Annotated in this window: 21 protein-coding genes; 14 read left to right on the top strand and 7 right to left on the bottom strand. The window is 67.7% G+C overall.

All coding sequences use genetic code 11. The annotated features are described in order from the left end of the window. Positions 1–13 precede the first annotated feature (13 nt). The gene (locus R5H32_RS06215) at positions 14–1,621 is read right to left on the bottom strand and encodes a divergent polysaccharide deacetylase family protein (protein WP_318337808.1); all 1,608 of its coding nucleotides are present in this window, start codon (positions 1,619–1,621) and stop codon (positions 14–16) included. 198 nt (positions 1,622–1,819) lie between these two features. Here R5H32_RS06215 and R5H32_RS06210 point away from each other — a divergent pair, with 198 nt between their 5' ends. The 7 genes from R5H32_RS06210 (at position 1,820) to lexA (ending at position 7,431) form a co-directional block, all read left to right on the top strand. Next, positions 1,820–2,413 carry an aminodeoxychorismate/anthranilate synthase component II gene (locus tag R5H32_RS06210; RefSeq protein WP_318337807.1) on the top strand — a complete coding sequence of 198 codons (594 nt, stop codon included), beginning with the start codon at positions 1,820–1,822 and terminating at the stop codon, positions 2,411–2,413. Next, the gene (trpD, locus tag R5H32_RS06205; protein ID WP_318337806.1) at positions 2,410–3,426 is read left to right on the top strand and encodes an anthranilate phosphoribosyltransferase; all 1,017 of its coding nucleotides are present in this window, start codon (positions 2,410–2,412) and stop codon (positions 3,424–3,426) included. Before R5H32_RS06210 ends, trpD begins: the two co-directional genes overlap by 4 nt. Continuing rightward, positions 3,423–4,061 carry a uracil-DNA glycosylase gene (locus R5H32_RS06200; RefSeq protein ID WP_318337805.1) on the top strand — a complete coding sequence of 213 codons (639 nt, stop codon included), beginning with the start codon at positions 3,423–3,425 and terminating at the stop codon, positions 4,059–4,061. The genes trpD and R5H32_RS06200 overlap by 4 nt, the downstream gene beginning before the upstream one ends. 103 nt (positions 4,062–4,164) lie before the next feature. Then, entirely contained in the window at positions 4,165–4,968 is an 804-nt protein-coding gene (gene trpC, locus R5H32_RS06195) for an indole-3-glycerol phosphate synthase TrpC (protein ID WP_318337804.1), read from the top strand. 2 nt (positions 4,969–4,970) lie between these two features. Next, positions 4,971–5,444: a cyclic pyranopterin monophosphate synthase MoaC gene (gene moaC, locus R5H32_RS06190; protein ID WP_318337803.1), complete on the top strand. Its 474-nt coding sequence runs from the start codon at positions 4,971–4,973 to the stop codon at positions 5,442–5,444. Positions 5,445–5,463: 19 nt separating this feature from the next. Continuing rightward, on the top strand, positions 5,464–6,648 hold the full coding sequence (gene glp / locus R5H32_RS06185) for a gephyrin-like molybdotransferase Glp (RefSeq protein WP_318337802.1): 1,185 nt from the start codon (positions 5,464–5,466) through the stop codon (positions 6,646–6,648). Positions 6,649–6,744: 96 nt separating this feature from the next. After that, positions 6,745–7,431 carry a transcriptional repressor LexA gene (lexA, locus tag R5H32_RS06180; RefSeq protein ID WP_318337801.1) on the top strand — a complete coding sequence of 229 codons (687 nt, stop codon included), beginning with the start codon at positions 6,745–6,747 and terminating at the stop codon, positions 7,429–7,431. Here lexA and R5H32_RS06175 read toward each other — a convergent pair. Continuing rightward, positions 7,425–9,494, bottom strand: a complete 2,070-nt coding sequence (locus tag R5H32_RS06175) for a ComEC/Rec2 family competence protein (protein WP_318337800.1) — start codon at positions 9,492–9,494, stop codon at positions 7,425–7,427. The genes lexA and R5H32_RS06175 overlap by 7 nt on opposite strands. Positions 9,495–9,581: 87 nt before the next feature. Here R5H32_RS06175 and gltX point away from each other — a divergent pair, with 87 nt between their 5' ends. Both gltX and R5H32_RS06165 read left to right on the top strand, forming a co-directional pair. After that, entirely contained in the window at positions 9,582–10,979 is a 1,398-nt protein-coding gene (gene gltX, locus R5H32_RS06170) for a glutamate--tRNA ligase (RefSeq protein ID WP_318337799.1), read from the top strand. Between the two features lie 75 nt (positions 10,980–11,054). Further along, a complete protein-coding gene (locus tag R5H32_RS06165) occupies positions 11,055–12,350 on the top strand; it encodes a citrate synthase (protein ID WP_412098995.1) in 1,296 nt (431 codons plus the stop codon). Between the two features lie 155 nt (positions 12,351–12,505). On the opposite strand, the gene R5H32_RS06160 is transcribed toward R5H32_RS06165, so the two are convergent. The 5 genes from R5H32_RS06160 to R5H32_RS06140 form a co-directional block, all read right to left on the bottom strand. Further along, positions 12,506–13,045: an N-acetyltransferase gene (locus tag R5H32_RS06160; protein WP_318337798.1), complete on the bottom strand. Its 540-nt coding sequence runs from the start codon at positions 13,043–13,045 to the stop codon at positions 12,506–12,508. 82 nt (positions 13,046–13,127) lie between these two features. Next, positions 13,128–14,078: a GlxA family transcriptional regulator gene (locus tag R5H32_RS06155; RefSeq protein WP_318337797.1), complete on the bottom strand. Its 951-nt coding sequence runs from the start codon at positions 14,076–14,078 to the stop codon at positions 13,128–13,130. 57 nt (positions 14,079–14,135) lie between these two features. Beyond that, positions 14,136–15,122, bottom strand: coding sequence for a glycine betaine/L-proline ABC transporter substrate-binding protein ProX (gene proX / locus R5H32_RS06150; RefSeq protein WP_318337796.1), 987 nt, complete (start codon positions 15,120–15,122; stop codon positions 14,136–14,138). 37 nt (positions 15,123–15,159) lie between these two features. After that, on the bottom strand, positions 15,160–16,101 hold the full coding sequence (locus R5H32_RS06145; RefSeq protein ID WP_318337795.1) for an ABC transporter permease: 942 nt from the start codon (positions 16,099–16,101) through the stop codon (positions 15,160–15,162). Then, positions 16,101–17,180, bottom strand: a complete 1,080-nt coding sequence (locus R5H32_RS06140; protein WP_318337794.1) for a glycine betaine/L-proline ABC transporter ATP-binding protein — start codon at positions 17,178–17,180, stop codon at positions 16,101–16,103. Before R5H32_RS06140 ends, R5H32_RS06145 begins: the two co-directional genes overlap by 1 nt. Positions 17,181–17,307: 127 nt before the next feature. Between R5H32_RS06140 and R5H32_RS06135 the strand changes: the two genes are divergently transcribed. Genes R5H32_RS06135 through R5H32_RS06115 form a run of 5 tightly spaced genes read left to right on the top strand, consistent with a single transcriptional unit; the run spans position 17,308 to position 22,532 of the window. Beyond that, positions 17,308–18,030, top strand: a complete 723-nt coding sequence (locus R5H32_RS06135; protein WP_318337793.1) for a GntR family transcriptional regulator — start codon at positions 17,308–17,310, stop codon at positions 18,028–18,030. Then, positions 18,027–18,929, top strand: a complete 903-nt coding sequence (locus R5H32_RS06130; protein ID WP_318337792.1) for a dihydrodipicolinate synthase family protein — start codon at positions 18,027–18,029, stop codon at positions 18,927–18,929. The genes R5H32_RS06135 and R5H32_RS06130 overlap by 4 nt, the downstream gene beginning before the upstream one ends. 5 nt (positions 18,930–18,934) lie before the next feature. After that, positions 18,935–20,434, top strand: coding sequence for an aldehyde dehydrogenase (locus R5H32_RS06125; RefSeq protein ID WP_318337791.1), 1,500 nt, complete (start codon positions 18,935–18,937; stop codon positions 20,432–20,434). After that, entirely contained in the window at positions 20,434–21,195 is a 762-nt protein-coding gene (locus tag R5H32_RS06120) for an NAD(P)-binding domain-containing protein (RefSeq protein ID WP_318337790.1), read from the top strand. Before R5H32_RS06125 ends, R5H32_RS06120 begins: the two co-directional genes overlap by 1 nt. Then, positions 21,192–22,532 (top strand): FAD-binding oxidoreductase, encoded by a 1,341-nt coding sequence (locus tag R5H32_RS06115; RefSeq protein WP_318337789.1) that lies wholly within the window; start codon positions 21,192–21,194, stop codon positions 22,530–22,532. Before R5H32_RS06120 ends, R5H32_RS06115 begins: the two co-directional genes overlap by 4 nt. Positions 22,533–22,534: the final 2 nt, after the last annotated feature.

Below are 22,534 nucleotides of genomic sequence, written 5' to 3'. Positions count from 1 at the left end.
CGCGTTGCGGCGCCTACTTCTTGGCCAGCATGATCGCCGAGACCGGAGCGATGGCGGTGCCCTTCGCGCCCGCGTCGATCCATGTCCTGAGCGCCTCCAGCGTTTCCGGCGCGGTGCTCGCGACAACGGTAACGGCTCCGGTCCGGGACGCCTCGAACCCGGCCCGGTCGAGGCTGCGTTCGATCATCGAGCCGCTCTCGCCCTGGGCATCGAGCGCGCGAAAGACCTCGACATGCGGGACGTTCGCAGTGATCGCGGCCTGGCGCGCCGGATTGAGCCCGCGATCATAGGTGATCAGACCTCGCCCCTCTTCCCCGAGCAGCGCCGCCAGGTGTTCGGCGACCCCGCGGTCGTGCTGAAAGACCGCATCGCCATCACCGATCAGCGCGACGGCCTCCGGCAACGCCTGGACCTCGCTCTGATAGCTGACCTCGAGGTCGCTGGCCGTCGCGCCCGCGGGAAGTTCGGGCGAGAGGATCGCGATCTCGTGACCGGCGAGACGGTAGAGTTCGGCCCGCCGCGGGGCATCGGGCAGCGTTGGGTCGATGGCGATCGTGACCTTCATGCCAATTGTTGCAAGCGCCGCGGCATCGAGCCCGCCCGCAGCCTCGCCGCGGTCGAGCAGAACCACCGCCATGAGTGGCTTTTTTTCGGGGTTGAAAAACGGTGCCGCGAACGCGGCTAGCGTGATCTCGGTCTCCGCGGGGGCCGCGACGGCCTCTTCCGGCAGCGCTTCGCTCGCCGGGTCTTCGCTTGTCGCCGGGCGATTGACCGTCACGCCGGAGGCTTCCTCGCCGGTCGCGGGCTGACGCGCGGCGGCGCCGCCGAAGGAGGGCGCCGGTTTGAAGGCGCCTGTGCCGGATTCGCTGCCGGATTCGGCTTGCGCCAGCTCAGTCCCTGCGGCGTCGCCCTCCGGGGCACCGGCCGGCTCGGCCTCGGCAGCGGAATCTTCCTCGACGGCGAGGCTGGCGCCTGGCGGCGGCAGCACCACCGGCGCTTCCCCTGCCACGGCGATTGCGAGGTGCGGCGCCTCGGTCTCGCCAGGCGGTGGGACCGGAATCGCGGTTTCCGGCGCGGGCGCCTCGGCCTCGGTCGCCACGAGTATCGGTTCGGGAATCCCCAGCGCGGTCGGTGCCGCCGACTGGCCTTCCGGAACACCGGCCGAGCTGCGATCGGCCAGCGCGAGGACGGGTTCGGATTCGGGAGCCGTCACGACCGGCGTGTCCGCCTCGGCCGGCGCGGGTTCCGTGCCGGGCAGGACCGGGTCCTCTTCCGGCTTCGGCCGCGCGAATTCGGACCCGGCGGGAACTTCGACCACCGGTGTTTCCGGGACGGCGTTTTCCTCCTCCGCGACGGCGACCTCGACGGGCGCAGGCTCGCTCGCGGGCTCGGCCTGCATCGGATCGGTCTGCGGCTCGGGCTGGGCCATCGGCTCCGGCGCCGCGTCGGGCATCGCCGCGACCGCATCCGATTCTGGCGCGGGCTCAACCGCAGGCGCCGGCTCCGCCGCAGCTTCGGGCTTGGCCAGCTCGGCCGGGGCGGGCTCCGGCTCGGACGCCGGTTCAAGGGCGGCAATGTCGGGTGCCGGCGCCTTGGCGGGCGGCGCCATAAGCGAAATCACCGCGAGACTTGCGACCGAAGCGACCGCCCCGTAAAGCAAACCGAAAAGATATCCTCTGCCCACGCCTGCCTCCGACGCATGTATGCCGTCTTTGACCGCTTCTTGCCTTGACCAGGCATTGCGGCTCGGCCCATGTATAGCCCGTCCCGAGGGCACGTTCACCCCCTGATCGCGCCCGGCACGCACGAAGGTCCGCCGATGTTGCTCCTGATCGATAACTACGACAGCTTCACCTACAATCTCGTCCACTATTTCGGCGAGCTTGGCGCGGAGGTGTCGGTCCACCGCAACGATGCGCTGAACGTTCAGGAAGCTATGGCACTGAAGCCGCAGGCGATCGTGCTGTCGCCCGGTCCCTGCGATCCCGATCAGGCCGGCATCTGCCTCGCGCTGACCGCGGCCGCGGCCGAAACCCGGACGCCGCTGCTCGGCGTCTGCCTCGGGCATCAGACCATCGGCCAGGCCTTCGGTGGCAAGGTCGTGCGCTGCCACGAGATCGTGCACGGCAAGATGGGCGCGATGCACCATGCCGGAAAGGGCGTATTCGCGGGCCTGCCATCGCCCTTCCAGGCGACGCGCTACCACTCGCTCGTGGTCGAGCGGGCGAGCCTGCCGGATTGTCTGGAAGTCACCGCCTGGCTCGAGGACGGCACGATCATGGGGCTGCGCCACCGCGAGTTGCCGATCGAGGGCGTGCAGTTCCACCCCGAATCGATTGCCTCCGAACACGGCCACCAGATGCTGAAGACCTTCCTCGACAACGCGGGCGTGCCGCTGAAGGAGCCGGCATGACCGAGGATATCCGCCCGCTGATCGGCCTTGCCGCCGACCGTCCGCTGACGCGCGCCGAGGCCGAGGCAGCCTTCGAGGCGCTCTTTGAGGGGGCCGCGACCCCGAGCCAGATGGGCGGCCTCCTGATGGCGCTCCGCACCCGCGGCGAGACCGTCGAGGAGATCGCCGCGGCGGCGCGGGTAATGCGGGCGAAATGCCACAAGGTTCGCGCGCCCGAGGGCGCGATCGACATCGTCGGCACCGGCGGCGACGGCAAGGGAACGCTCAACATCTCGACCGCGACGGCCTTCGTGGTGGCGGGCGCGGGTGTGGTGGTCGCGAAGCACGGCAACCGCAACCTGAGCTCGAAGTCCGGGGCGGCGGATGCGCTGACCCAGATGGGCGTCAACGTGATGATCGGCGCGGAAGCCGTTGAATCGGTTCTGGAAAGGTGCGGTATCGCCTTCATGATGGCGCCGATGCACCACCCGGCAATCCGCCATGTGATGCCGACCCGCGCCGAGCTTGGCACCCGCACCGTGTTCAACCTGCTCGGACCACTGACCAACCCCGCCGGCGTGAAACGCCAGCTCACCGGCGCCTTCTCGCGCGCTTGGATCCGGCCGATGGCCGAGACGCTGGCGGCACTCGGTTCCGAGCGCGCCTGGCTGGTGCACGGATCGGACGGGACCGACGAGTTGTCGATCGCCGGGAAAAGCTGGGTGGCCGCGCTTGAAGACGGTAACGTCCACGAATTCGAACTGCACCCCGAGGAGGCCGGCCTGCCGGTGCATCCGTTCGAGGCGATCACGGGCGGCAGTCCCGAGGACAACGCCGCGGCCTTCCGCGCGCTGCTCGCAGGCGAAAGAAGCGCCTACCGCGACGCCGTGCTCTTGAACGCGGCCGCCGCGCTCGTGGTTGCGGGCAAGGCGGCGGAGCTGAAGGAGGGCGTCGCGATCGCCGCCGAAAGCATCGACAGCGGCCGCGCGAAGGCGAAGATCGAGGCGCTGGCAGCGGCCACCCAGGCGGCATGATCCCAACCGCCTGGGCGCATCTGCCCTTCTTCACGCGCGACTGGCCCGCGATCGAGGCCGCCCTCGCCGCCGATCCGCGCGAGATCCTGCCCCCCGCCACGCAACGGTTCGCTGCGCTCGACCTTGTCCGCCCCGAGGCCGTGCGTGTGGTGATACTCGGCCAGGATCCCTATCCGACGCCAGGCCATGCCCACGGGCTCGCGTTTTCAGTGGCACCGGAGGTGACTCCCCTGCCCCGATCCTTAACAAACATCTTCAAGGAGTTGCGCGACGACCTTGATGTCTGCCCAGCGACCGGCGACCTGCACCACTGGGCACGGCAGGGCGTGCTCCTGCTGAACACCAGCCTCAGCGTTCCCGCCGGCACCGCCGGAGGCCATGCTAGGCTCGGCTGGCATGGCCTCGCCGAGGAGGTCCTCGCCGAAATCTCCGGCACACCGCGCGCCTTCCTGCTCTGGGGCGCGCATGCACAGAAGCTGAAGCCGCAGATCCGCCCCGGAGACCACCTGATCCTCGAAAGCGCCCACCCCTCGCCGCTCTCTGCCAGGCGCGGCTTTTTCGGCTCGCATCCCTTCAGCCGGGTCAACGACTGGCTTGCCACGCGGGGGGCGCCCCCGATCGACTGGGCCGGCTAGGACATCGTGGCGGAGAGTCGCACCGACGGCCTCGAGCATGTTATTTCGGCGCGGCGCGGGTTCGAGGGCTTTTCCGGCCTGCAAGCGGAGGGTAAGAGAAAGCATGGACATTCTCGACAAGATCAAGGCCTACAAGCTCGAAGAGATCGCCGCCGCCAAGGCGGCGCGTTCCCTCGCCGAGATCGAGGCCGAAGCCCATGCCGCGAGCGCGCCGCGTGGTTTCGCCGCCGCACTCACCTCCGCCGCAAGAAGGGGCTACGGGCTCATCGCGGAAATAAAGAAGGCGAGCCCGTCGAAGGGGCTGATCCGGCCCGACTTCGATCCCCCGGCGCTCGCTCGGGCCTACGAGGCGGGCGGCGCCACCTGTCTTTCCGTGCTGACCGACCGGCCCTCGTTTCAGGGCGCGCCCGGTTTTCTCACCGCCGCGCGGGCCGCGGTGACGCTTCCGGCCCTGCGCAAGGACTTCATGTATGACACATACCAGGTCGCGGAGGCCCGCGCGCTCGGCGCTGACTGCATCCTGATAATCCTCGCCTCGGTCTCCGACGCGCAGGCGGCAGAGCTCGAAGACGCGGCCTTTGGCTGGGGCATGGACGTGCTTCTCGAAGTCCACGACGAGGCCGAGCTCGACCGTGCGCTTGCGCTGAAGTCGCCACTCGTCGGCGTGAACAACCGCAATCTCAAGACTTTCGAGGTCACTCTTGAGACGACGCGGAGGCTCGCGCCGCGGCTCCCGACCGACCGGCACCTGGTCTGCGAAAGCGGGCTATTCACACCCGCCGATCTTGCCGAAATGGCTGCCTGCGGCGCCCGGAGCTTCCTCATCGGCGAAAGCCTGATGCGGCAGGAGGACGTCGCCGCGGCGACGCGCGCGATCCTCGCCGATCCGGCGCAGGCGGAGCTCTGACCATGGCGCTGACGCATTTCGACAGCGAGGGCCGCGCGCATATGGTCGACGTCTCGGACAAGGAGGTGACCGACCGCGTGGCGGTGGCCGAGGCGCGCGTCCTGATGAAGCCGGAGACGCTGGCGCTCGTTACCGAGGGGCGGGCGAAGAAGGGTGACGTGCTCGGCGTTGCGCGGCTCGCGGGGATCATGGCAGCCAAACGCACCGCCGATCTGATCCCGCTCTGTCATCCCTTACCGATCACGAAGGTGGCGATCGAGCTCAGCCCCGACCCGGCGCTGCCGGGCGTGCGGATCGAAGCGACCGTCAAGACGACCGGCCAGACCGGGGTCGAGATGGAAGCGCTGACGGCGGCCTCCGTCGCCGCACTCACGGTCTATGACATGCTCAAGGCCGCCGAGAAGTCGATGGTCGTCGACGGGCTCAGGGTGATCCTGAAAGATGGCGGAAAATCGGGGCGTTACGAGGCGTCCTGAGGAAGATCGGAGGCTGCGCATGATTTCCGTCGACGAGGCTCTCGCGCGGCTCTTCGCGCTCTCGGCGCCGCTTGGCGCGGAAACCGTGCCGCTTCGCACCGGCGCGGGACGGGTGCTTGTGGAACCGGTCGTGGCGCGGCTTGATCAGCCGCCCTTCGCCGCCTCGGCGATGGATGGCTACGCGATCCGGGAAGCCGACCACTGCCCCGGAGTCGAACTTAACATCATCGGAGAAGCTGCTGCTGGTCTTGGATTTTCCGGAGCGGTGGCCAATGGGGAAGCGGTGAGGATCTTCACCGGCGCGCCGGTTCCCGATGGCACGGACCGGGTCGTGCTGCAGGAAGACGTGACCCGCGAGGGCGATCGGATCATCCTCTCCGGGCCGCTCGAGCACGGCGCCAATATCCGCGCCGCTGGGCAGGATTTCAGAAAGGGCGATCGGATCGAGGCGCCGCGCCGGTTGTCGGCGACCGATCTCGCACTGATCGCGGCCATGAACGTGGCCGGGATACGGGTGGCGCGACGGCCCGTCGTGGCGATCATGGCGACCGGCAACGAGTTGGTGATGCCGGGCGAGGAGCCGGGACCAGACCAGATCATCGCTTCGAACGGCTACGCGCTCGCCGCGATGGCCGAGGCGGAAGGCGCCGAGGTTCGGATGCTGCCGATCGCGCGCGACAGCGAGTCGTCCCTGCGCCATACGCTGGGGCTGGCCGAGGGCGCGGACCTGATCGTGACCATCGGCGGCGCCTCGGTCGGCGATCACGACCTCGTCGGCAAGGTCACTGCAGATCTCGGGATGGAGCGGTCGTTCTACAAGATCGCGATGCGGCCCGGAAAGCCGCTGATGGCCGGGCGCCTGGCCGGTTCCGTGCTGCTTGGATTGCCGGGGAACCCAGTTTCTTCCGTGGTTTGCGGCCATATCTTTATGTTGCCGATGCTGCGCGCGATGCAGGGCCTGCCGGCTGCGCCCGCACCGATCAAGCGCGGCGTGCTCGCAGCACCCGTCGAGGCCAACGGACCGCGGGCACATTACATGCGCGCACGGATCGAGCAGCACGAGGGCGCAGCCCTGATCCACCCGTTCGATCAGCAGGACAGCGCGCTGCTCTCGGTCCTCGCCGCGGCCAATGCGCTCCTGATCCGGCCGATCGGGGATGGGCCGCAACCGGCTGGCGCGGCTGCGGAATTCATCGCGATCTGATTGGCGCGGCCAGCCACGGGCGGATTGACACAAAAGGAGAACGCGCGTAGAACATCCCTTGAACAGCACCGACATCGACAAGGGGATGATCGCAACATGCTGACCCGCAAGCAGCTGGAACTACTCGACTTCATCCAGAAGCGCATGGCGCGCGACGGCGTACCGCCCTCGTTCGACGAAATGAAGGACGCGCTCGACCTGCGGTCGAAATCCGGCATCCACCGCCTGATCACCGCGCTCGAGGAACGGGGCTTCATTCGCCGCCTCGCCCACCGTGCCCGCGCGATCGAGATCGTGAAGCTGCCCGAAGCGATGGAAAAGCCTGGCTTCTCGCCCCGGGTGATCGAGGGCGACCGCAAGGAGCCGCCGAGGGGCGCAATGGCGGTCAGCGAGATCCATGCGCTGGAACTGCCGGTGATGGGCCGCATCGCGGCCGGTGTGCCGATCGAGGCGATCTCGGAAGTCTCGCACCACGTTACGGTGCCGGGGGCGATGCTTTCGGGAAAGGGCCAGCACTACGCGCTCGAGGTGAAGGGCGATTCGATGATCGAGGCCGGGATCAACGACGGCGACATCGTGGTGATCCGCGAGCAGTCGACAGCCGAGAACGGCGACATCATCGTGGCGCTGGTCGAGGGCTACGAGGCGACGCTGAAGCGCTACCGCCGCCGCGGCGGAATGATCGCGCTCGAAGCCGCGAACCCGGCCTACGAGACCCGCGTCCTGCCCGAAGACCACGTCAAGGTACAGGGCCGGCTGGTCGGATTGATCCGCAGCTACTGAGCCCGGGCGGCGCGGATGCGCCGTTCCGGTCGGCGGTTCCAGAGCCGGTCGCCAGACGCCTCGCGCACACTCAGGATGCGGAGCCCGCCCGGCCCGGCATGGATCGCGAGCGCCCCGGTCTCGCGCAATCTGGCGGCGTCGTAGATCCGGCAGCCGGTCGCGGGTGCGTCGGTCCAGTCCTCCGACAGGATCACGAGCGCCCCGCCCCCGCAGGCTCCGGCCGCGCGCTCTGCAGCGCCCTTGCCGGTGAAGTACAGCGCAGCCACGTCGCCGAGTTGCGCCGAAAGCGCGCCCTTGGCGCCCGAGAACCCGGGCCTCGCAAAGGCCGCCTCCTGCGGCGCCAAGTCGCCATCATCCTCGAGCCAGCTTTTCGCGACAAACCCCGCGCCCCTGGGTTTCGAGAGCGCCCGACCGGCCTCGCCCATCAACCCGATGATGGTGCCATCGCCGGAGACGAGCAGCGCCGGCCGCTCCGCACCAGTCCAGAGCCCAAGCGCCACCGCGACCAGCGCCGCGCCAATTCCGCGCAGCCAAGGAGCCCGGCCGATCAGCGCCGCTATTCCACCGAGTGCGATGAGCGGCAGCGTCGCGGCGGGCGGCGTCGGCACCGCCACGACCGCGCCATCGAGCCCGGCAACCCAGTCAGCGACCGCAAGAATGAACGCGCAGCCCTGCTCCATCGCCCAGAGCGCCGGCTGCGCGAGGCCAAGGGGCGCGAGCAGCGCCGCGATGACGCCCGCGGGCATCACCACCATTCCCATGAGCGGCACAGCGAGCATGTTGGCGAGAAGGCCGTATTCGGCGACCCGGTTGAAATGCACCGCCGCGATTGGCGCGGTTGCGAAGCCCGCCGCGGCCGAGGACAGGACCATCATGGCCACCGGCCGCAGGAATTGCGGCACCCTGCCCTGATGCCGCGTCCAGGGCTGGAAGGCGACGATCAGAGCGACGGTCGCGCCGAAGGACATCTGGAAACCGGGCTCGACAAGGCTCTCGGGCTCGAGAACCAGAACGATCAGCGCCGCCACCGCGACCGTGCGGAGCGAGAGCGCCCGGCGGTCTGCCAGGACGGCCACGAGCATCACCGCCGCCATGATGAAAGAGCGCCGGGTAGCGACACTCGGACCGGCAAGCATGAGGTAGAACATCGCGGCCAAGAGCGCGACCAGCGCGGCGATCTTCTTCGAAGGCAGGCGCAACGCCAGGGGCGGCGCCAGCGCGAGCCCGTAGCGGCAGACGGCGAAGACGAACCCGGTCAGGAGCCCCATGTGCAGTCCCGAGATCGAGATAAGATGCGACAGGTTCGACGCCCGAAGCGCATCGTTCGTCGCCGCCGAGACCCCCGACCTGTCGCCGGTCAGCAGCGCCGCGGCGAAGGCTCCCGCCTGCCCCTCCATCCGCGCCTGCATCGCGCCTGAAAGCGCCATCCTGATCCGGAACGCGAGAAGGGCCACCCCGCCCTCGGGCGCCTCCAGCGCCAGAACCGGCGCGCGGGTGTAGCCGACCGCGCCGAGTTGCGAGAACCAGGCCAGCCGCTGGAAATCGAAACCGCCGGGCTCGGCCGGACGCTCGGGTGGCGAGAGATGCGCGGTCAGGATCACCACGAGACCGGGCTGCGGATCGAGTTGCCCCTGCGCACCATGAAGCGCGACCCGGACCCGCGCGGGCGTGCGCTCGGGCGGGACATCCTCGAGCACCACCCGGTCGAGCGTCAGCCGCGGCCGGTCGGAGAACGAGCGGTCGATGTCGACGATGCGGCCCTCGACCGGGCCGTAGTAGCGGAAGGACAGCACCGGCGCGGCAACCAGATGCGACCGGGCCGCGGCAAGAACCAGACCAGCCGCGAGCAGCGCGAGCGCCAGCGCAGGCGCCCGCCAGGATTCCGGCCCGCGCAGCCCGGCAACCAAGAACACCGCCGCAACGGCCGCCGCCGCCGCCAGGAGCACCATGCCGGGCTCGGTCGGAAGCGTGAAGTAGAAACCTATGCCGCAGCAGAGCAGCACCGGCGCCCAGGGCATCAACCCGCCCCGCGCCACGCCGAACCCGTCTCGGACCGCCGCCACCAGCCGCACCTTGTTTCCCTTTCCGGCTTTGCCTAATGAACGCGGACCAGACTGAACGCTTATGGTTTCCGAAAGGTTAATCCGCCCATGTCCGAGATCGTCACCCGCTTCGCCCCCTCGCCCACGGGTTACCTCCATATCGGCGGCGCCCGCACCGCGCTCTTCAACTGGCTCTATGCCCGCGGCCGCGGCGGCAGGTTCCTTCTGCGCATCGAGGACACCGACCGCGAGCGGTCGACGCCGGAGGCGACGGCAGCGATCCTCAAAGGGCTGACATGGCTCGGGCTCGACTGGGATGGCGACGTGGTCAGTCAGTTCGAGCGCCGCGACCGCCATGCCGAGGTGGCGCGCGAGATGCTGGCGCGCGGCGCGGCCTACAAGTGCTTCTGCAGCCAGGACGAGATCGAGGCCTACCGCGAGGCCGCCCGCGCCGAGGGCCGCTCGACGCTGTTCCAGAGCCCCTGGCGCGACGCCGATCCGGCGACCCATCCCGATGCGCCCTACGTCATCCGCCTCAAGGCGCCACGCGAGGGCCAGACGGTGATCGAGGACGCGGTGCAGGGCACCGTCACGTTCGGCAACGACCAGCTCGACGACATGGTTTGTTTACGCTCCGATGGTACGCCCACCTACATGCTGGCGGTCGTCGTCGACGATCACGACATGGGGGTGACGCATGTGATCCGGGGCGACGACCACCTCAACAATGCCGCGCGGCAGGTGCAGATCTACCGCGCCATGGGCTGGGCCGAGCCGGTCTGGGCGCATATCCCGCTGATCCACGGGCCGGACGGCAAGAAGCTGTCGAAGCGCCACGGGGCCGTGGGCCTCGAGGAATACCAGGCGATGGGCTACCCGGCGGCGGGGATGCGCAACTACCTCACCCGGCTTGGCTGGGCGCATGGGGATGCGGAGTTCTTCACCGATGCCGAGGCCCGCGAGTGGTTCGACCTGAAGGGAATCGGGCGGGCACCGGCACGGCTCGACTTCAAGAAACTGGAGAATCTCTCGGGCCAGCACATCGCCGCGACTCCGGACGCAGCACTTCTGCCTGAAATTGAGGCATATCTGGAGGCCGCGGGCGCCCCGAGCCTTTCGCAGGCGCAGAAAGACGGTTTGTCGCGGGCGCTCTACTGTGTCAAGGAGCGCGCCAAGACTTTCCCGGAACTCATTGAAAAGGCGTATTTTGTGTTGGGGGAGCGGCCGTTTTCCCCGGACGAGAAGGCGGCCAAGGCGCTGGATACGGTATCCCGTGGTATACTGAAAGAATTGACGCCGCACCTGCAAAATGCTAGCTGGGAGCGCGACATGCTGGAGGCCACGGTGGCCGGCGTCGCCGAGGCTCACGGCATGGGACTCGGCAAGATCGCCGGACCTCTACGGGCGGCTCTGTCGGGGCGCTCGGTCAGTCCCAGCGTTTTCGACATGATGCTTGTAATCGGGCGCGAGGAGACGATTGCCCGGTTGAAGGATGCAGCGGCCTGACCGCGCCTCTGGCGCCACGGTCGCGAGGGAGACCCCGCCCGGCGTTTCCGGGCGGATGATGGCAAGGGAGCTGTGATGGACAAGATGATCAAGACCGCGACGCTGAGCTTCAACGGCAAGAGCATCGAACTGCCGATGCTGCAGCCCACCGTCGGGCCGGAGGTCATCGACATCCGCAAGCTCTACGCCGAGGGCGACGTCTTCACCTACGATCCGGGCTTTACCTCGACGGCGGCCTGCGACAGCGCGATCACCTATATCGACGGCGACAAGGGCGAGCTGCAGTATCGCGGCTACCCGATCGAGCAGCTCGCCGAGCAGTCGCATTTCCTCGAGGTCTGTTACCTGCTGCTCTACGGGGAACTGCCGAACGCGTTGCAGATGCAGGACTTCGAACACCGGGTCACGAACCACACGATGGTGCATGAGCAGATGCACTATTTCTTCCGCGGGTTCCGGCGGGACAGCCATCCGATGGCGACCATGGTCGGCGTCGTCGGCGCGATGTCGGCCTTCTACCACGACTCGACCGACATCTCCGATCCCTGGCAGCGCGAGGTCGCGGCGATCCGGATGATCGCCAAGGTCCCGACGATCGCGGCGATGGCCTACAAGTACTCGATGGGCCAGCCCTTCGTGTATCCGAAGAACTCGCTCGATTACGCCTCGAACTTCCTGCACATGTGCTTCGCCGTGCCCTGCGCGGACTACGTCGTCGACCCGATCCTGTCGAAGGCGATGGACCGGATCATGATGCTGCACGCCGATCACGAGCAGAACGCTTCGACCTCGACGGTGCGGCTCGCCGGCTCCTCGGGCGCCAATCCGTTCGCCTGCATCGCCGCCGGCATCGCCTGCCTCTGGGGGCCGGCGCATGGCGGCGCCAACCAGGCCTGCCTCGAGATGCTGCGCGAGATCGGCACGGTCGAGAACATCCCCGAGGCGATCCGCCGCGCCAAGGACAAGAATGATCCGTTCCGTCTCATGGGCTTCGGCCACCGGGTCTACAAGAACTTCGACCCGCGCGCGAAGGTGATGAAGGAATCGGCCGACGAGGTCCTCGACCTCCTTGGCATCCACGACAACGAGACGCTGAAGGTGGCGAAGGAACTCGAACGTATCGCGCTCGAGGACGACTACTTCGTCGAGAAGAAGCTCTATCCGAATGTCGACTTCTACTCGGGCATCATCCTCGAGGCGATGGGCTTCCCGACCTCGATGTTCACGCCGATCTTCGCGGTCAGCCGCACCGTCGGCTGGATCTCGCAGTGGAAGGAAATGATCGCCGATCCGACCCAGAAGATCGGCCGGCCGCGCCAGCTTTATATCGGCCAGACCGCACGTGACTATGTCGCGGTCAACGATCGCTGAGTTCTGAGGCGGTTCCCGATTGGGATAGCCGAGCACCGGAACCTGCCCGCGCGAAGCGGGCAGGTTCTTTCGTTTCAGTACCTACCCCTCGGCCGAACCCACCGGCCCGGTCCTGCGTCGCAACGCATCGCGCCGTAGTCGTCCGACGTCTGCGTCTACCAATAGGCCGGGTTGTCAAAGGCGGCGACGCAGCGTGACGGCCCCTTCAACGGATCGAGCGGCCGCGCGGTCAACGATTGCGCGAGCCAGCCCTCGGGCTGGCTGAGCCTCAACGGCGCCCGCGCCTGGTCCTCCGTGATCGGCAGGAACCCGACCCTGGCGTAGTATCGCGGATCGCCGTAGGTCACGGCGACGTCGACGCCGCGGCGCCTGAGCGCGTCCAGACCGTAGCTCAGGAGGCTTTGCCCGATTCCCCTTCCCTGCCGGCCGGTCTCGACCGCAACCGGCGCGAGGAGAAAGACCGTGCGGCCATCCTCAGCGTAGGTCAGGCGGGTGAAGAGGATGCACCCGGCAAGCGCCCCGTCGTCCAGCGCCGAGAACACGAAGAGATCGTCGTCGGGCGTCTTCGCGATGAGCTTCGCCACCAGTTCGCCGATCAGCCGGCCTTCGTCGGGTCCTTCCGACGCCGAGAAAGTCGCCGCAAAGAGGGCGATGATCTCGTCGGTCCGGTCCTTGTAGTCTGAGGTGAAGTCCATGCCCGTCTTCATCCGCTCGGGACACCGGGCATAGCGTTGTCCGCCGCAGGTAGCAACAGAACGCCCGACCTACGGTGCCCGATCAGGCCAGCGTCGTGCGATGGAGAAGCGGCGAGATGCCGAAATGGCTGCGAAACACCTTGGAGAAATGCGAGGTTGAATTGAAGCCGCAGGCCATCGCGATCTGGGCGATGGATTCCTCGGTCTGCACGATCAGGTTGCGCGCCCGGTGAAGCCGCATCTCCACGACGTAGCGTTTCGGCGAGGTGTTGAGGTACTTGCCGAAGAGACGTTCGAGCTGGCGGGTCGAGATGCCGAGTTCCTCGGCGATCTCGCACGGCGCGAGCGGATCCTCGATATTGTCCTCCATGAGCTGGATCGCGCGGGTCAGGTGCGTGTTGCGCATCCCGTGGCGCGACTGCAGCGAGACGCGTTGCGCGGCCGAGCCCTCGCGGACCGCGTTGTAGACCATCTGGTCGGCGACCGCAGTGGCGAGCCCGGTGCCGTGGTCGCGGGCGATGAGGTGCAGCATCAGGTCCGCCGCCGCGGTGCCGCCCGAGGCGGTGACGAATTTCTGGTTGGCGACGAAGACATTGCGCACCAGCGGCACAGCCGGGAACTTCTCGGCGAAGAGGTCGTGGAACTCCCAGTGAATCGCGGTTTCGACGCCGTCGAGGAAGCCGGCCTTGGCGAGCACGTAGGCGCCCGAGCAGATCGCGCCGATCTGGGATCCGCTCGCCCGCTCACGGCGGAGATAGTTCAGCACCGCGGGCGTGGTGTGGTCTTGGACATGGATGCCGGCGATCAGGAACAGCCGGTCGTCGCGCCCCATCGGCTCCAGCCCGCGGTCCACAAGCGTCACCGCCCGGTTAGAGCAGGCGGCCGACGTGCCGTTCTCGGAAGCGAGCGACCAGCGAAAGAGCGGCTTGCCGGAGACCAGGTTGGCGATGCGCAGCGGTTCCAGCGCGCAGGAGAACGCGAGATGCGAGAAGTTCTCGAGGAGCAGGAAGACGAAATGCGCGGTCTGGGTCATCACCGTGTTCCTTGAGAAGGAGGGGGGCGCCCGGCAGGGCGCCCCCCGGAGATCAGGTCAGTTGGCGGCGGCGCGGGCGGCTTCGAGCCACGCGTCATAGTCGGCCTGATGCGCCTCGATCCAGGCGGCGACATGGCCGTCGATCGCGTCCGAGCTGTCCTCGCCATCGGCGATCAGCTTGTTCTGGGCCGAGATGTCGTTGATGCCGATCTTCGCCAGTTCGAAAAGCTTCGCCGCCGCCGGGTTGGCCGCAAGGAAGTCGTTGCGCGCCACGACACGGATGCTGTCGACCGCGAAGCCGAGGTTCTTTCCCTCGAACTCGGTCTCACCTGTCGCGCCGTCCGGCAGCGAGGTATAGGGCACCGCGAGCCATTCGACGTCCGTGCCCGGCACCAGCGCGCCCGAGACCCAGTAGGGCGTCCAGGTGTAGTAGAGCACCGGGTCGCCATTGGCCTGCCGTGCGATCGTGTCGGCGATGATCGCGTTGTAGGCGCCCTGGTTGTGGGTGACGGTGTCGCGCAGGCCGTATTCGGTGAGCTGGTGCTCGATCACGCGCTCGCAGCCCCAGCCCGGCACGCAGCCGGCGAGGTCGGCCTTGCCGTCACCATCGGCGTCGAACTTCGCGGCGACCGCCGGGTCCTTCAGCATCGAGATGTCGGTGATGCCGGCGTCATAGCTGGCCTTGTCCACGAGATAGCCCTGCAGCGCGCCGTCGATGAGCGTGCCGACCTTGCTGAGGACCGCGTCGCCGCCGGCTTCCTGGTAGAACGGGTCGTGCAGCGTGTTCCAGCTCACGCCCGTGAAGTCGCCGTCACCGGCGCCGAGCGCGAGGTGGATGGTCTGGTACTCGACCTCCTGCGGCTCGGCGACGGTGTAGCCGAGGTCCTGAAGCGCGTGGAAGACGATGCGGTGCTGGAAGATCTCCTCCAGCGCAGGCGCCATGATCGGGCGCACGGTGACGCCCTCGCCGGGCTTGTCCTGGGCCATCAGCGGCGTCGCGAGCAGCGACAGCGCGAGGGCGGTCGAGATGGTGAAGTGTTTCATGTGTCTCCTCCGGGTTGAACGTGTGATTTCGGGCGCGTCAGCCGCGCCCCTTGACGAGGCCGACCACCAGCCCGACCGGGCCGGCCTGCCACCAGTGGCGATGCCCGCGCGCGCGCCCGGACCGGCCGAGGCCTTGCGTGATGCGGTCGAGCACGATGGCGAGGATGACGATGCCGAGGCCGCCGACGATCGCCTTGCCGGCATCGAGCCGGCCCATGGCGCGAAGCACCTCGTTGCCAAGACCCTTGACCGAGATCATCGAGGCGATGACGACCATCGACAGCGACAGCATGATCGTCTGGTTGAGCCCGGCGAGGATCGTCGGCGTTGCGAGAGGCAGTTCGACCTTGAACATGATCTGGTTCGGCGTGGCACCAAAGGCGCGGGCCGCCTCCACGACGCTCGGGTTCACCCCCCGGATGCCAAGCGAGGTGAGGCGCACGAGGGGCGGCAGCGCGAAGATGATCGTCACGATCACGCCCGAGACGTTGCCGATGCCGATGAGCATGACGACCGGCACGAGATAGACGAAGGCCGGGATCGTCTGCATCGTGTCGAGCACCGGGCGGATCGCCGCCTCGAACCGGTCGGACTTTCCCGCGAGGATGCCGAGGGGCAGGCCGATGATGACGCAAAGGATCACCGACGAGATGACGATGGCGAGCGTCGTCATGGCGAGCGACCAGGCCGCCGGATCGAGGAAGCCGAGCGCCACGAGGCAGGCCGCGACGAGGATCGCCACGCGCCGCCCGGCGGCCTGCCAAGCGATCAGGACCAGCAGGATCAGCATGATCACCGGCGGCACCGCCTGAAGCGCGGCCTCGATCCGGATGATCATGCCGTCGAAGAAGCCCTTGATCGGCTGGATCGCCTCGCGGTTCGCGATCGCCCATTGCTTGATGCCGTCGGTGCGGCCATCGACATCGAGATCGACGGAGGAGAACGGATCGAGCCAGTTGAAGGTCTTTTCCTCGGCCATCACGCCACCTCCATCGCGGCGTCTTCACGCCCTTGAATCCCGCGCAGAAGCGCCTTCTTGGTCACGACGCCGACATTGGCGCCGTCCGCCTTGACGAGGATCGGATGGTCGGTGCCGATCGCCAGATCGACGAGCGCGTTGAGCTTGTCGTCGGGCCGCGCCACCGGCCAATGCGCCGGATCACCGTCGCCGTTCGCCTGCCGGTACTGGGCGAAGGGCTGCATGACGCGCGCCGCTGTCACCAGGTCGAGCTTGGAGATGCCGGCGACGAAATCGGCGACGTAGTCGTCGGCGGGTTCGGTCACGATCTCCTCCGGCGTGCCGATCTGCACGAGCACCCCGTCCTTCATGATCGCGATGCGGTCGCCGATGCGGATCGCCTCGTCGAGGTCGTGGGTGATGAAGACCGTGGTCTTGTGCAGTTCCGCGGAGAGCTCCATGAAGGTCGTCTGGAGCTGGCGGCGGATGAGCGGATCGAGCGCCGAGAAGGGCTCGTCCATCAGAAGGATCGTCGGGTCGGCGGCGATGGCCCGGGCAAGGCCCACGCGCTGCTGCATGCCGCCCGAGAGTTCGTCGGGGTATTTCTGATCCCAGCCCTTGAGGTCCACAGCGTCGATCGCGCGCTTGGCGACCCTGACGCGCTCCGCCTCGTCGATGCCGCGCACTTCGAGCGAGAAGACGACATTGTCGCGCACCGTGCGGTGCGGCATCAGCGCCATGTTCTGGAACACCATGCCGATCTTCTGCGCACGGAGCGCACGCAGATCCTTGGCCGACATCGCGTTGACGTTCTGCCCCTCGATGAAGACCGACCCGGCGGTCGGCTCGATCAGCCGGTTGATATGGCGGATCAGCGTCGACTTCCCGGAGCCCGAGAGCCCCATGATGCAGAAGATCTCGCCGCGCCCGACGCTGAAGGAAGCGTCGCGCACACCGACGACGCAGTCGAAGCGGTCGCGAATCTCCTCCTTCGACAGGCCCTGCTTCAGGACAGCGTCCATCGCCTGGCGCGACTTCTCGCCGAAAATCTTCCAGATCCCGTCGCAGCGGATAACGGCTTCTCGTGTTGTCTCGGTCATGCGGTTCCTCCCTGGCCGGAGAAAAAGCACAGATTTTAATTGTAGACAACATGTATTTTTTGAGACTACAAGATGCACGCGGTTACTGTCCGAAGCCAATCGAGAGTCGGACAGGCAGGAGGCAACGGTGAGCGACGAGACGAGAAGCAAGAAGGCGATGTGCGCGGAGGATCTCCGGCGGCGGATTCTGACCCAGGCGCTGGAGCCGGGCTTCTATCTCGATGAAACCGAGATCTCCGAGGCTTACCAGATCTCGCGCCCGCCCCTGCGGGAGATCCTGCGCCAGCTTGCGGGCGAAGGCTATGTGGTGCTGCACGAGAATCGCGGCGCCCAGGTCGCGCCGATGACCCACAAGACGATGCGCAACTTCTTTGTCGCCGCCCCGATGATCTATGCCGCCGTGAGCCGTCTTGCCGCCCAACACGCGACGCCGGCGCAGATCATGCGGCTGAAGGATGCCCAGCTTCTCTTCCGCGCCGCAATTCGCGACGGCGACGCCGCGACGCGCGCGCTGATGAACGAACGCTTCCACGCGATCATCGGCGAGATGGCCGACAACGAATACCTGAGCCCAAGCCTCCGCCGCCTGCTGATCGACCACACACGGATCGGCATGACCTTCTACAGCCCGCGCAACCGGGCACTGGCCGAGCAGCGCGCGGTCGCGGCCGACCAGCATGACCAGTTCATCGCGCTGATCGAGGCAGGCGACGCCGATGCCTCCGCCGATCTGGCGATCGCGCATTGGGAATTGTCGCGGGCGGAGATCGAAAGCTTCGTCACCCCCGCAGGGATGCAGATACCGCTCGGCCGCGCGCCGAGCGCCGAGCCAGAAAGAGGAGCTTCATGAAGTTCGAGGGCATCTATACGCCCGTCATCACGCCGCATCGTGACGACGGATCGATCGACCGCGACGCGTTTGCGGCGCAGATTGAGCACCTTATCGCCGCCGGCGTTCATGGCCTGATCAACGGTGGTTCCACGGGCGAATACTACGCCCAGTCGATGGCGGAGCGGGTCGAACTTGCGGGCTTTGCGAAGGAGGTCATCGGCAAGCGGGTGCCCCTGATCGTCGGCACCGTGGCGATCCGGCTCGAGGACTCGATCATCATGGCCGAGGCGGCCGCCAAGATCGGTGCCGATGCGCTGCTCGTGGGCTCGCCGCCCTACTCGGTGCCGACCGAGCGCGAGAACGCGCTGAACACGCTCGCCATCGACCGCGCCGCCGACCTGCCGGTGATGCTCTACAACTACCCCGGCCGCATGGGCATCAACATGGGCGAGGAGTTTCTCGACCGCGTCTGCCGCAGCCGCAACATTGTGGCGATCAAGGAAAGCTCGGGCGACATCAACCGGGTCCACCTTCTGGCCCGCGACTATCCGCATATCCAGATGTCCTGCGGCATGGACGACCAGGCGCTGGAATTCTTCGCCTGGGGTGCCAGGAGCTGGGTCTGCGGCGGCTCGAACTTCCTGCCGGCCGAACATGTCGCGCTCTGGCAGGCCTGCGCGGTCGAGGGCAATTTCGACAAGGGCCGCCGGATCATGTCGGCGATGATGCCGCTGATGCGCGTCCTTGAGCAGGGCGGAAAATTCATCCAGTGCATCAAGCACGGGGTCGAGATGGAAGGCCGCTATGCCGGTCCGCCGCGCCCGCCGCTGAAGGCGCTCAACAAGGACGACAAGCGGCAGTTGGAACAGGTGGTGCGCGTCCTGAAGCGCACCGTGGCCGAGATCGAAGCGGAGTAATAGCGATGAGCGACCTTCTGACCACCGAGGAATACAAGGCCATCGCCGCCGGCCTCACCCTGCCCACGCAGGCCTTCATCGACGGCAGCTTCCGCCCGGCGAAATCCGGCAAGACCTTCGACACCGTGGACCCCGCGACCGGCGCTGTGCTCGCCAAGATCGCCGCCTGCGATGCGGCGGATGTGGATTTCGCCGTCGAGAAAGCCCGCGATGCCTTCGAGGATGGGCGCTGGTCGCGCCTTCATCCGGGTGAGCGCAAGGCGGTGCTGATCCGGCTTGCGAAGCTCATCAAGCGCAACGCGCGCGAGCTCGCCGTGATGGAAAGCCTCGACAGCGGCAAGACCATCTACGACTGCGAGACGGTGGACGTGCCCGAGACGATCCACTGCCTGACCTGGCATGCCGAGCTCATCGACAAGATCTATGACCAGGTCTCGCCCGCCTCGGACAACCACATCGCGATGGTGATGCGCGAGCCCGTCGGCGTCGTCGGCCTCGTCCTGCCGTGGAACTTCCCGCTTCTCATGCTCGCGTGGAAGATCGGCCCCGCGCTCGCCTCAGGCTGCTCGGTGATCGTGAAACCGGCCGAGGAGACCTCGCTGACCGCGCTCCGCATCGCGGAACTCGCGATGGAGGCGGGCGTTCCGGCGGGCGTTCTCAACGTCGTAACCGGCACCGGGCCGGAGGTCGGCGAACCGCTAGGCCGGCACATGGACGTGGACGCGCTCTCCTTCACGGGCTCGACCGAGACCGGGCGTCGCTTCCTGCGCTACGCGGCGGAATCGAACCTCAAGGAAGTCACGCTGGAGATGGGCGGCAAGAACCCCGCCGTGGTGCTCGACGACGCCGAGAACCTCGACCGGATCGCCGCGCATGTCGTCAACGGCGCCTTCTGGAACATGGGCGAGAACTGCTCGGCCTCCTCGCGGCTGATCGTGCAGAAGGGGGTGAAGGACGCGCTTCTGAAGCGCATCCTCGCCCATGCCCGCGAATGGCCGATGGGTGATCCCCTCGATCCCGTGAACCGGGTCGGCGCGCTGGTCTCGCCCGCGCATTTCGACAAGGTCTGCTCTTATCTCGGCAAGGGGCCGAAGGTGCTGATGGGCGGCAAGGCCAAGGACGGCTTCGTCGAGCCGACGATCCTCGACATCGACGACCGCAGGGCGGTCCAGGTGCGCGAGGAGATCTTCGGGCCGGTCCTCTCGGTCCTTACCGTCGACAGCGCCGACGAGGCGATCGCGCTTGCGAACGACACCGAATACGGGCTCGCCGCCTCGATCTTCACCTCGAACATCAAGCGGGCGCTCCGGGGCGCGCGGGCGATCCGAGCGGGCACCGTCACGGTCAACTCGTTCGGCGAGGGCGATATCTCCACCCCCTTCGGCGGCTTCAAGGCTTCCGGCTTCGGCGGGCGCGACAACGGCATCCAGGCGCATGACCAGTACACCCAGATCAAGACGATCTGGATCGACCTCTCCGATGACCGGGACGAGGCGGTCGACTGATGGCGCGCATCGGCTTTATCGGCACCGGTGAGATCGCGGCCGCGATGGTGCGCGGCCTCGCCGGTCAGGGGCACGAGATCCTCGTCTCCGAACGCAATGCCGAGATGGCGGCGCGGCTCGCGGTCGAGGTCGCGGGCGTCAGCGTCGCCTCCAACGAAGCGGTCGTGGCCGGATCGGACACCGTCTTCCTGTGCCTCCTCGCGCGGGTCGCGGAGACGGTGCTGCCCGGCCTGCCCTTCCGCGAGGACCAGGCGGTGATCTCGGTCATGGTCGACGTGCCGCTCGCCCGGCTGAAGGCGCTCTGCGCGCCCGCGACCGAGATCGCGATCACCATCCCCCTGCCCCCGATCGCCACCGGCGGCTGCCCGCTGCCGGTCTACCCCGCATCGCCCGCACTTCAGGCGCTGTTCGGGTCGCGCAACATGGTCTTCCCGGTCCGTGACGAAACCGCGCTCAACGCCCATTTCGGCGCGACCGCGCTCTGCTCGCCGCTGCTCGAACAGATGTTGACCACCGCGACCTGGCTTGCCGGGTTCACCGGCGATGCCGATCAGGCAGAGAAATATGTAAGCTCCGTGATCCGGGGCTACCTGCCGGAGCGGCCCGAGAGCGGGATGCTCGCGGAAGCTCTGCGGAACCTCTCGACCGAGGGCGGGCTCAACGCCACGCTCCGTACGGCGATGGCACCCGCGAATGCCGACCTCAGCAAGGGCCTCGACGGCTTCCGCGCCCGGCTCGGCCTCGACAGGGGCGAGGCATGACCCAGTACCGCGCGCAACGGCTGCCGGTCCAGCTCGGCCCGGCCGCCTGGAACGCGATCCTCGGCCAGCAAGGCGCGCCTCGGCCGCTCGACGGCGACCGGACCGCCGATTTCGTGGTCGTCGGCGCGGGCTTTGCCGGCCTGTCGGCGGCCCGACGGCTGACCGAGCTGCAACCCGGCGCGCGGATCGCGATCCTCGAGGCGGGCCGGGTCGCCGAAGGCGCGGCGGGGCGCAATTCCGGCTTCATGATCGACCTGCCGCATGACCTCGCCTCGGACGATTATGCCGGGTCGGGCGACGACCGGGCGATGATCGGCCTCAACCGCCAGGCCATCGCCTTCGCCCGCGCGGCGGTCGAGGATTACGGGATCGACCCCAACTATTTCGACCCCGCCGGCAAGGTGAACGGCGCAGCGAGCCCTGCCGCCGAGGCGCATAACCGCAGCTATGCCGGCCACCTCGCCTCGCTCGGCGAGACGAGCGAGATGCTCGACCCGGCCCAGATGCACGAGCTGACCGGCTCGCGGCACTACCTTTCGGGCCTCTACACGCCGGGCACTGTGATGCTGCAACCGGCGGGCTATATCCGCGGCCTCGCGGCGGGGCTCTCGGCGCGGGGCGTCGATGTCTTCGAGGAAAGCCCGGTCACAGGCTTCACGCCCGAGGGCGACGGCTGGCGCGTCAGGACCGCGAAGGGCGGCATCAGCACGGCCCGCGTGATCCTGACCGTCAACGGCCATCTCGAAAGCTTCGGTGTCGAGCGCGGACGGTTGATGCAGCTTTTCCTTTACGCAGTGATGACGCCGGAACTGGACCGCGCGGCGCTCGACCGGCTCGGCGGGCGTCCTCGCTGGGGCGTCACGCCGTCGGACCCGATGGGCACGACCGTGCGGCGGATCGACACCGGCCAGGGCGGCAACCGTATCGTCACCCGCACCTGCGCGACGCTCAGGCCGAACACGGTGCCGCGCCAATCCGACCTGAGCCGCGCGGCGAAGGTCATGCGGCGGAAGTTCGACGAACGTTTCCCGCAGCTCGCCGGCCTGCGGATGGAACACGCCTGGGCGGGCCATCTCTGCCTGACGCTGAACGGGGTCGCGGTTATGCGAGAGATTGACAACGGCGTCTATTCCGGCTGCGTCCAGAACGGCCTCGGCACCGCGCGCGGCACGCTGACCGGCATCGGCGCGGCGGAACTCGCCTGCGAGCACCAGAGCGCGATCACCGATCACTTTACTGCCGAGGCAAGGCCCAAACGCCTGCCGCCCCGGCCGTTCCAGGAGATCGGCGCCAACGCGGTCCTGCGCTGGAAGGAATGGCGCGCCGCGAAGGAGTGAGG

It is taken from the genome of Defluviimonas sp. D31 (genome assembly GCF_033436765.1).
In the GTDB taxonomy this organism is placed as follows: domain Bacteria; phylum Pseudomonadota; class Alphaproteobacteria; order Rhodobacterales; family Rhodobacteraceae; genus Albidovulum.
Note: the sequence above shows the minus strand (reverse complement) of the source record. Positions and strands in the feature narration are given on the sequence as shown.

Excerpts from the sequence above, each read along its gene's own strand:
- trpD (WP_318337806.1), top strand. The coding sequence starts at position 2,410 with ATGACCGAGGATATCCGCCCGCTGATCGGCCTTGCCGCCGACCGTCCG.
- R5H32_RS06130 (WP_318337792.1), top strand. The coding sequence starts at position 18,027 with ATGAAGTTCGAGGGCATCTATACGCCCGTCATCACGCCGCATCGTGAC.
- R5H32_RS06200 (WP_318337805.1), top strand. The coding sequence starts at position 3,423 with ATGATCCCAACCGCCTGGGCGCATCTGCCCTTCTTCACGCGCGACTGG.
- R5H32_RS06115 (WP_318337789.1), top strand. The coding sequence starts at position 21,192 with ATGACCCAGTACCGCGCGCAACGGCTGCCGGTCCAGCTCGGCCCGGCC.
- gltX (WP_318337799.1), top strand. The coding sequence starts at position 9,582 with ATGTCCGAGATCGTCACCCGCTTCGCCCCCTCGCCCACGGGTTACCTC.
- lexA (WP_318337801.1), top strand. The coding sequence starts at position 6,745 with ATGCTGACCCGCAAGCAGCTGGAACTACTCGACTTCATCCAGAAGCGC.
- R5H32_RS06160 (WP_318337798.1), bottom strand. The coding sequence starts at position 13,045 with ATGGACTTCACCTCAGACTACAAGGACCGGACCGACGAGATCATCGCC.
- R5H32_RS06145 (WP_318337795.1), bottom strand. The coding sequence starts at position 16,101 with ATGGCCGAGGAAAAGACCTTCAACTGGCTCGATCCGTTCTCCTCCGTC.
- R5H32_RS06125 (WP_318337791.1), top strand. The coding sequence starts at position 18,935 with ATGAGCGACCTTCTGACCACCGAGGAATACAAGGCCATCGCCGCCGGC.
- moaC (WP_318337803.1), top strand. The coding sequence starts at position 4,971 with ATGGCGCTGACGCATTTCGACAGCGAGGGCCGCGCGCATATGGTCGAC.
- trpC (WP_318337804.1), top strand. The coding sequence starts at position 4,165 with ATGGACATTCTCGACAAGATCAAGGCCTACAAGCTCGAAGAGATCGCC.
- glp (WP_318337802.1), top strand. The coding sequence starts at position 5,464 with ATGATTTCCGTCGACGAGGCTCTCGCGCGGCTCTTCGCGCTCTCGGCG.
- R5H32_RS06140 (WP_318337794.1), bottom strand. The coding sequence starts at position 17,180 with ATGACCGAGACAACACGAGAAGCCGTTATCCGCTGCGACGGGATCTGG.
- R5H32_RS06165 (WP_412098995.1), top strand. The coding sequence starts at position 11,055 with ATGGACAAGATGATCAAGACCGCGACGCTGAGCTTCAACGGCAAGAGC.
- R5H32_RS06120 (WP_318337790.1), top strand. The coding sequence starts at position 20,434 with ATGGCGCGCATCGGCTTTATCGGCACCGGTGAGATCGCGGCCGCGATG.
- proX (WP_318337796.1), bottom strand. The coding sequence starts at position 15,122 with ATGAAACACTTCACCATCTCGACCGCCCTCGCGCTGTCGCTGCTCGCG.
- R5H32_RS06155 (WP_318337797.1), bottom strand. The coding sequence starts at position 14,078 with ATGACCCAGACCGCGCATTTCGTCTTCCTGCTCCTCGAGAACTTCTCG.
- R5H32_RS06210 (WP_318337807.1), top strand. The coding sequence starts at position 1,820 with ATGTTGCTCCTGATCGATAACTACGACAGCTTCACCTACAATCTCGTC.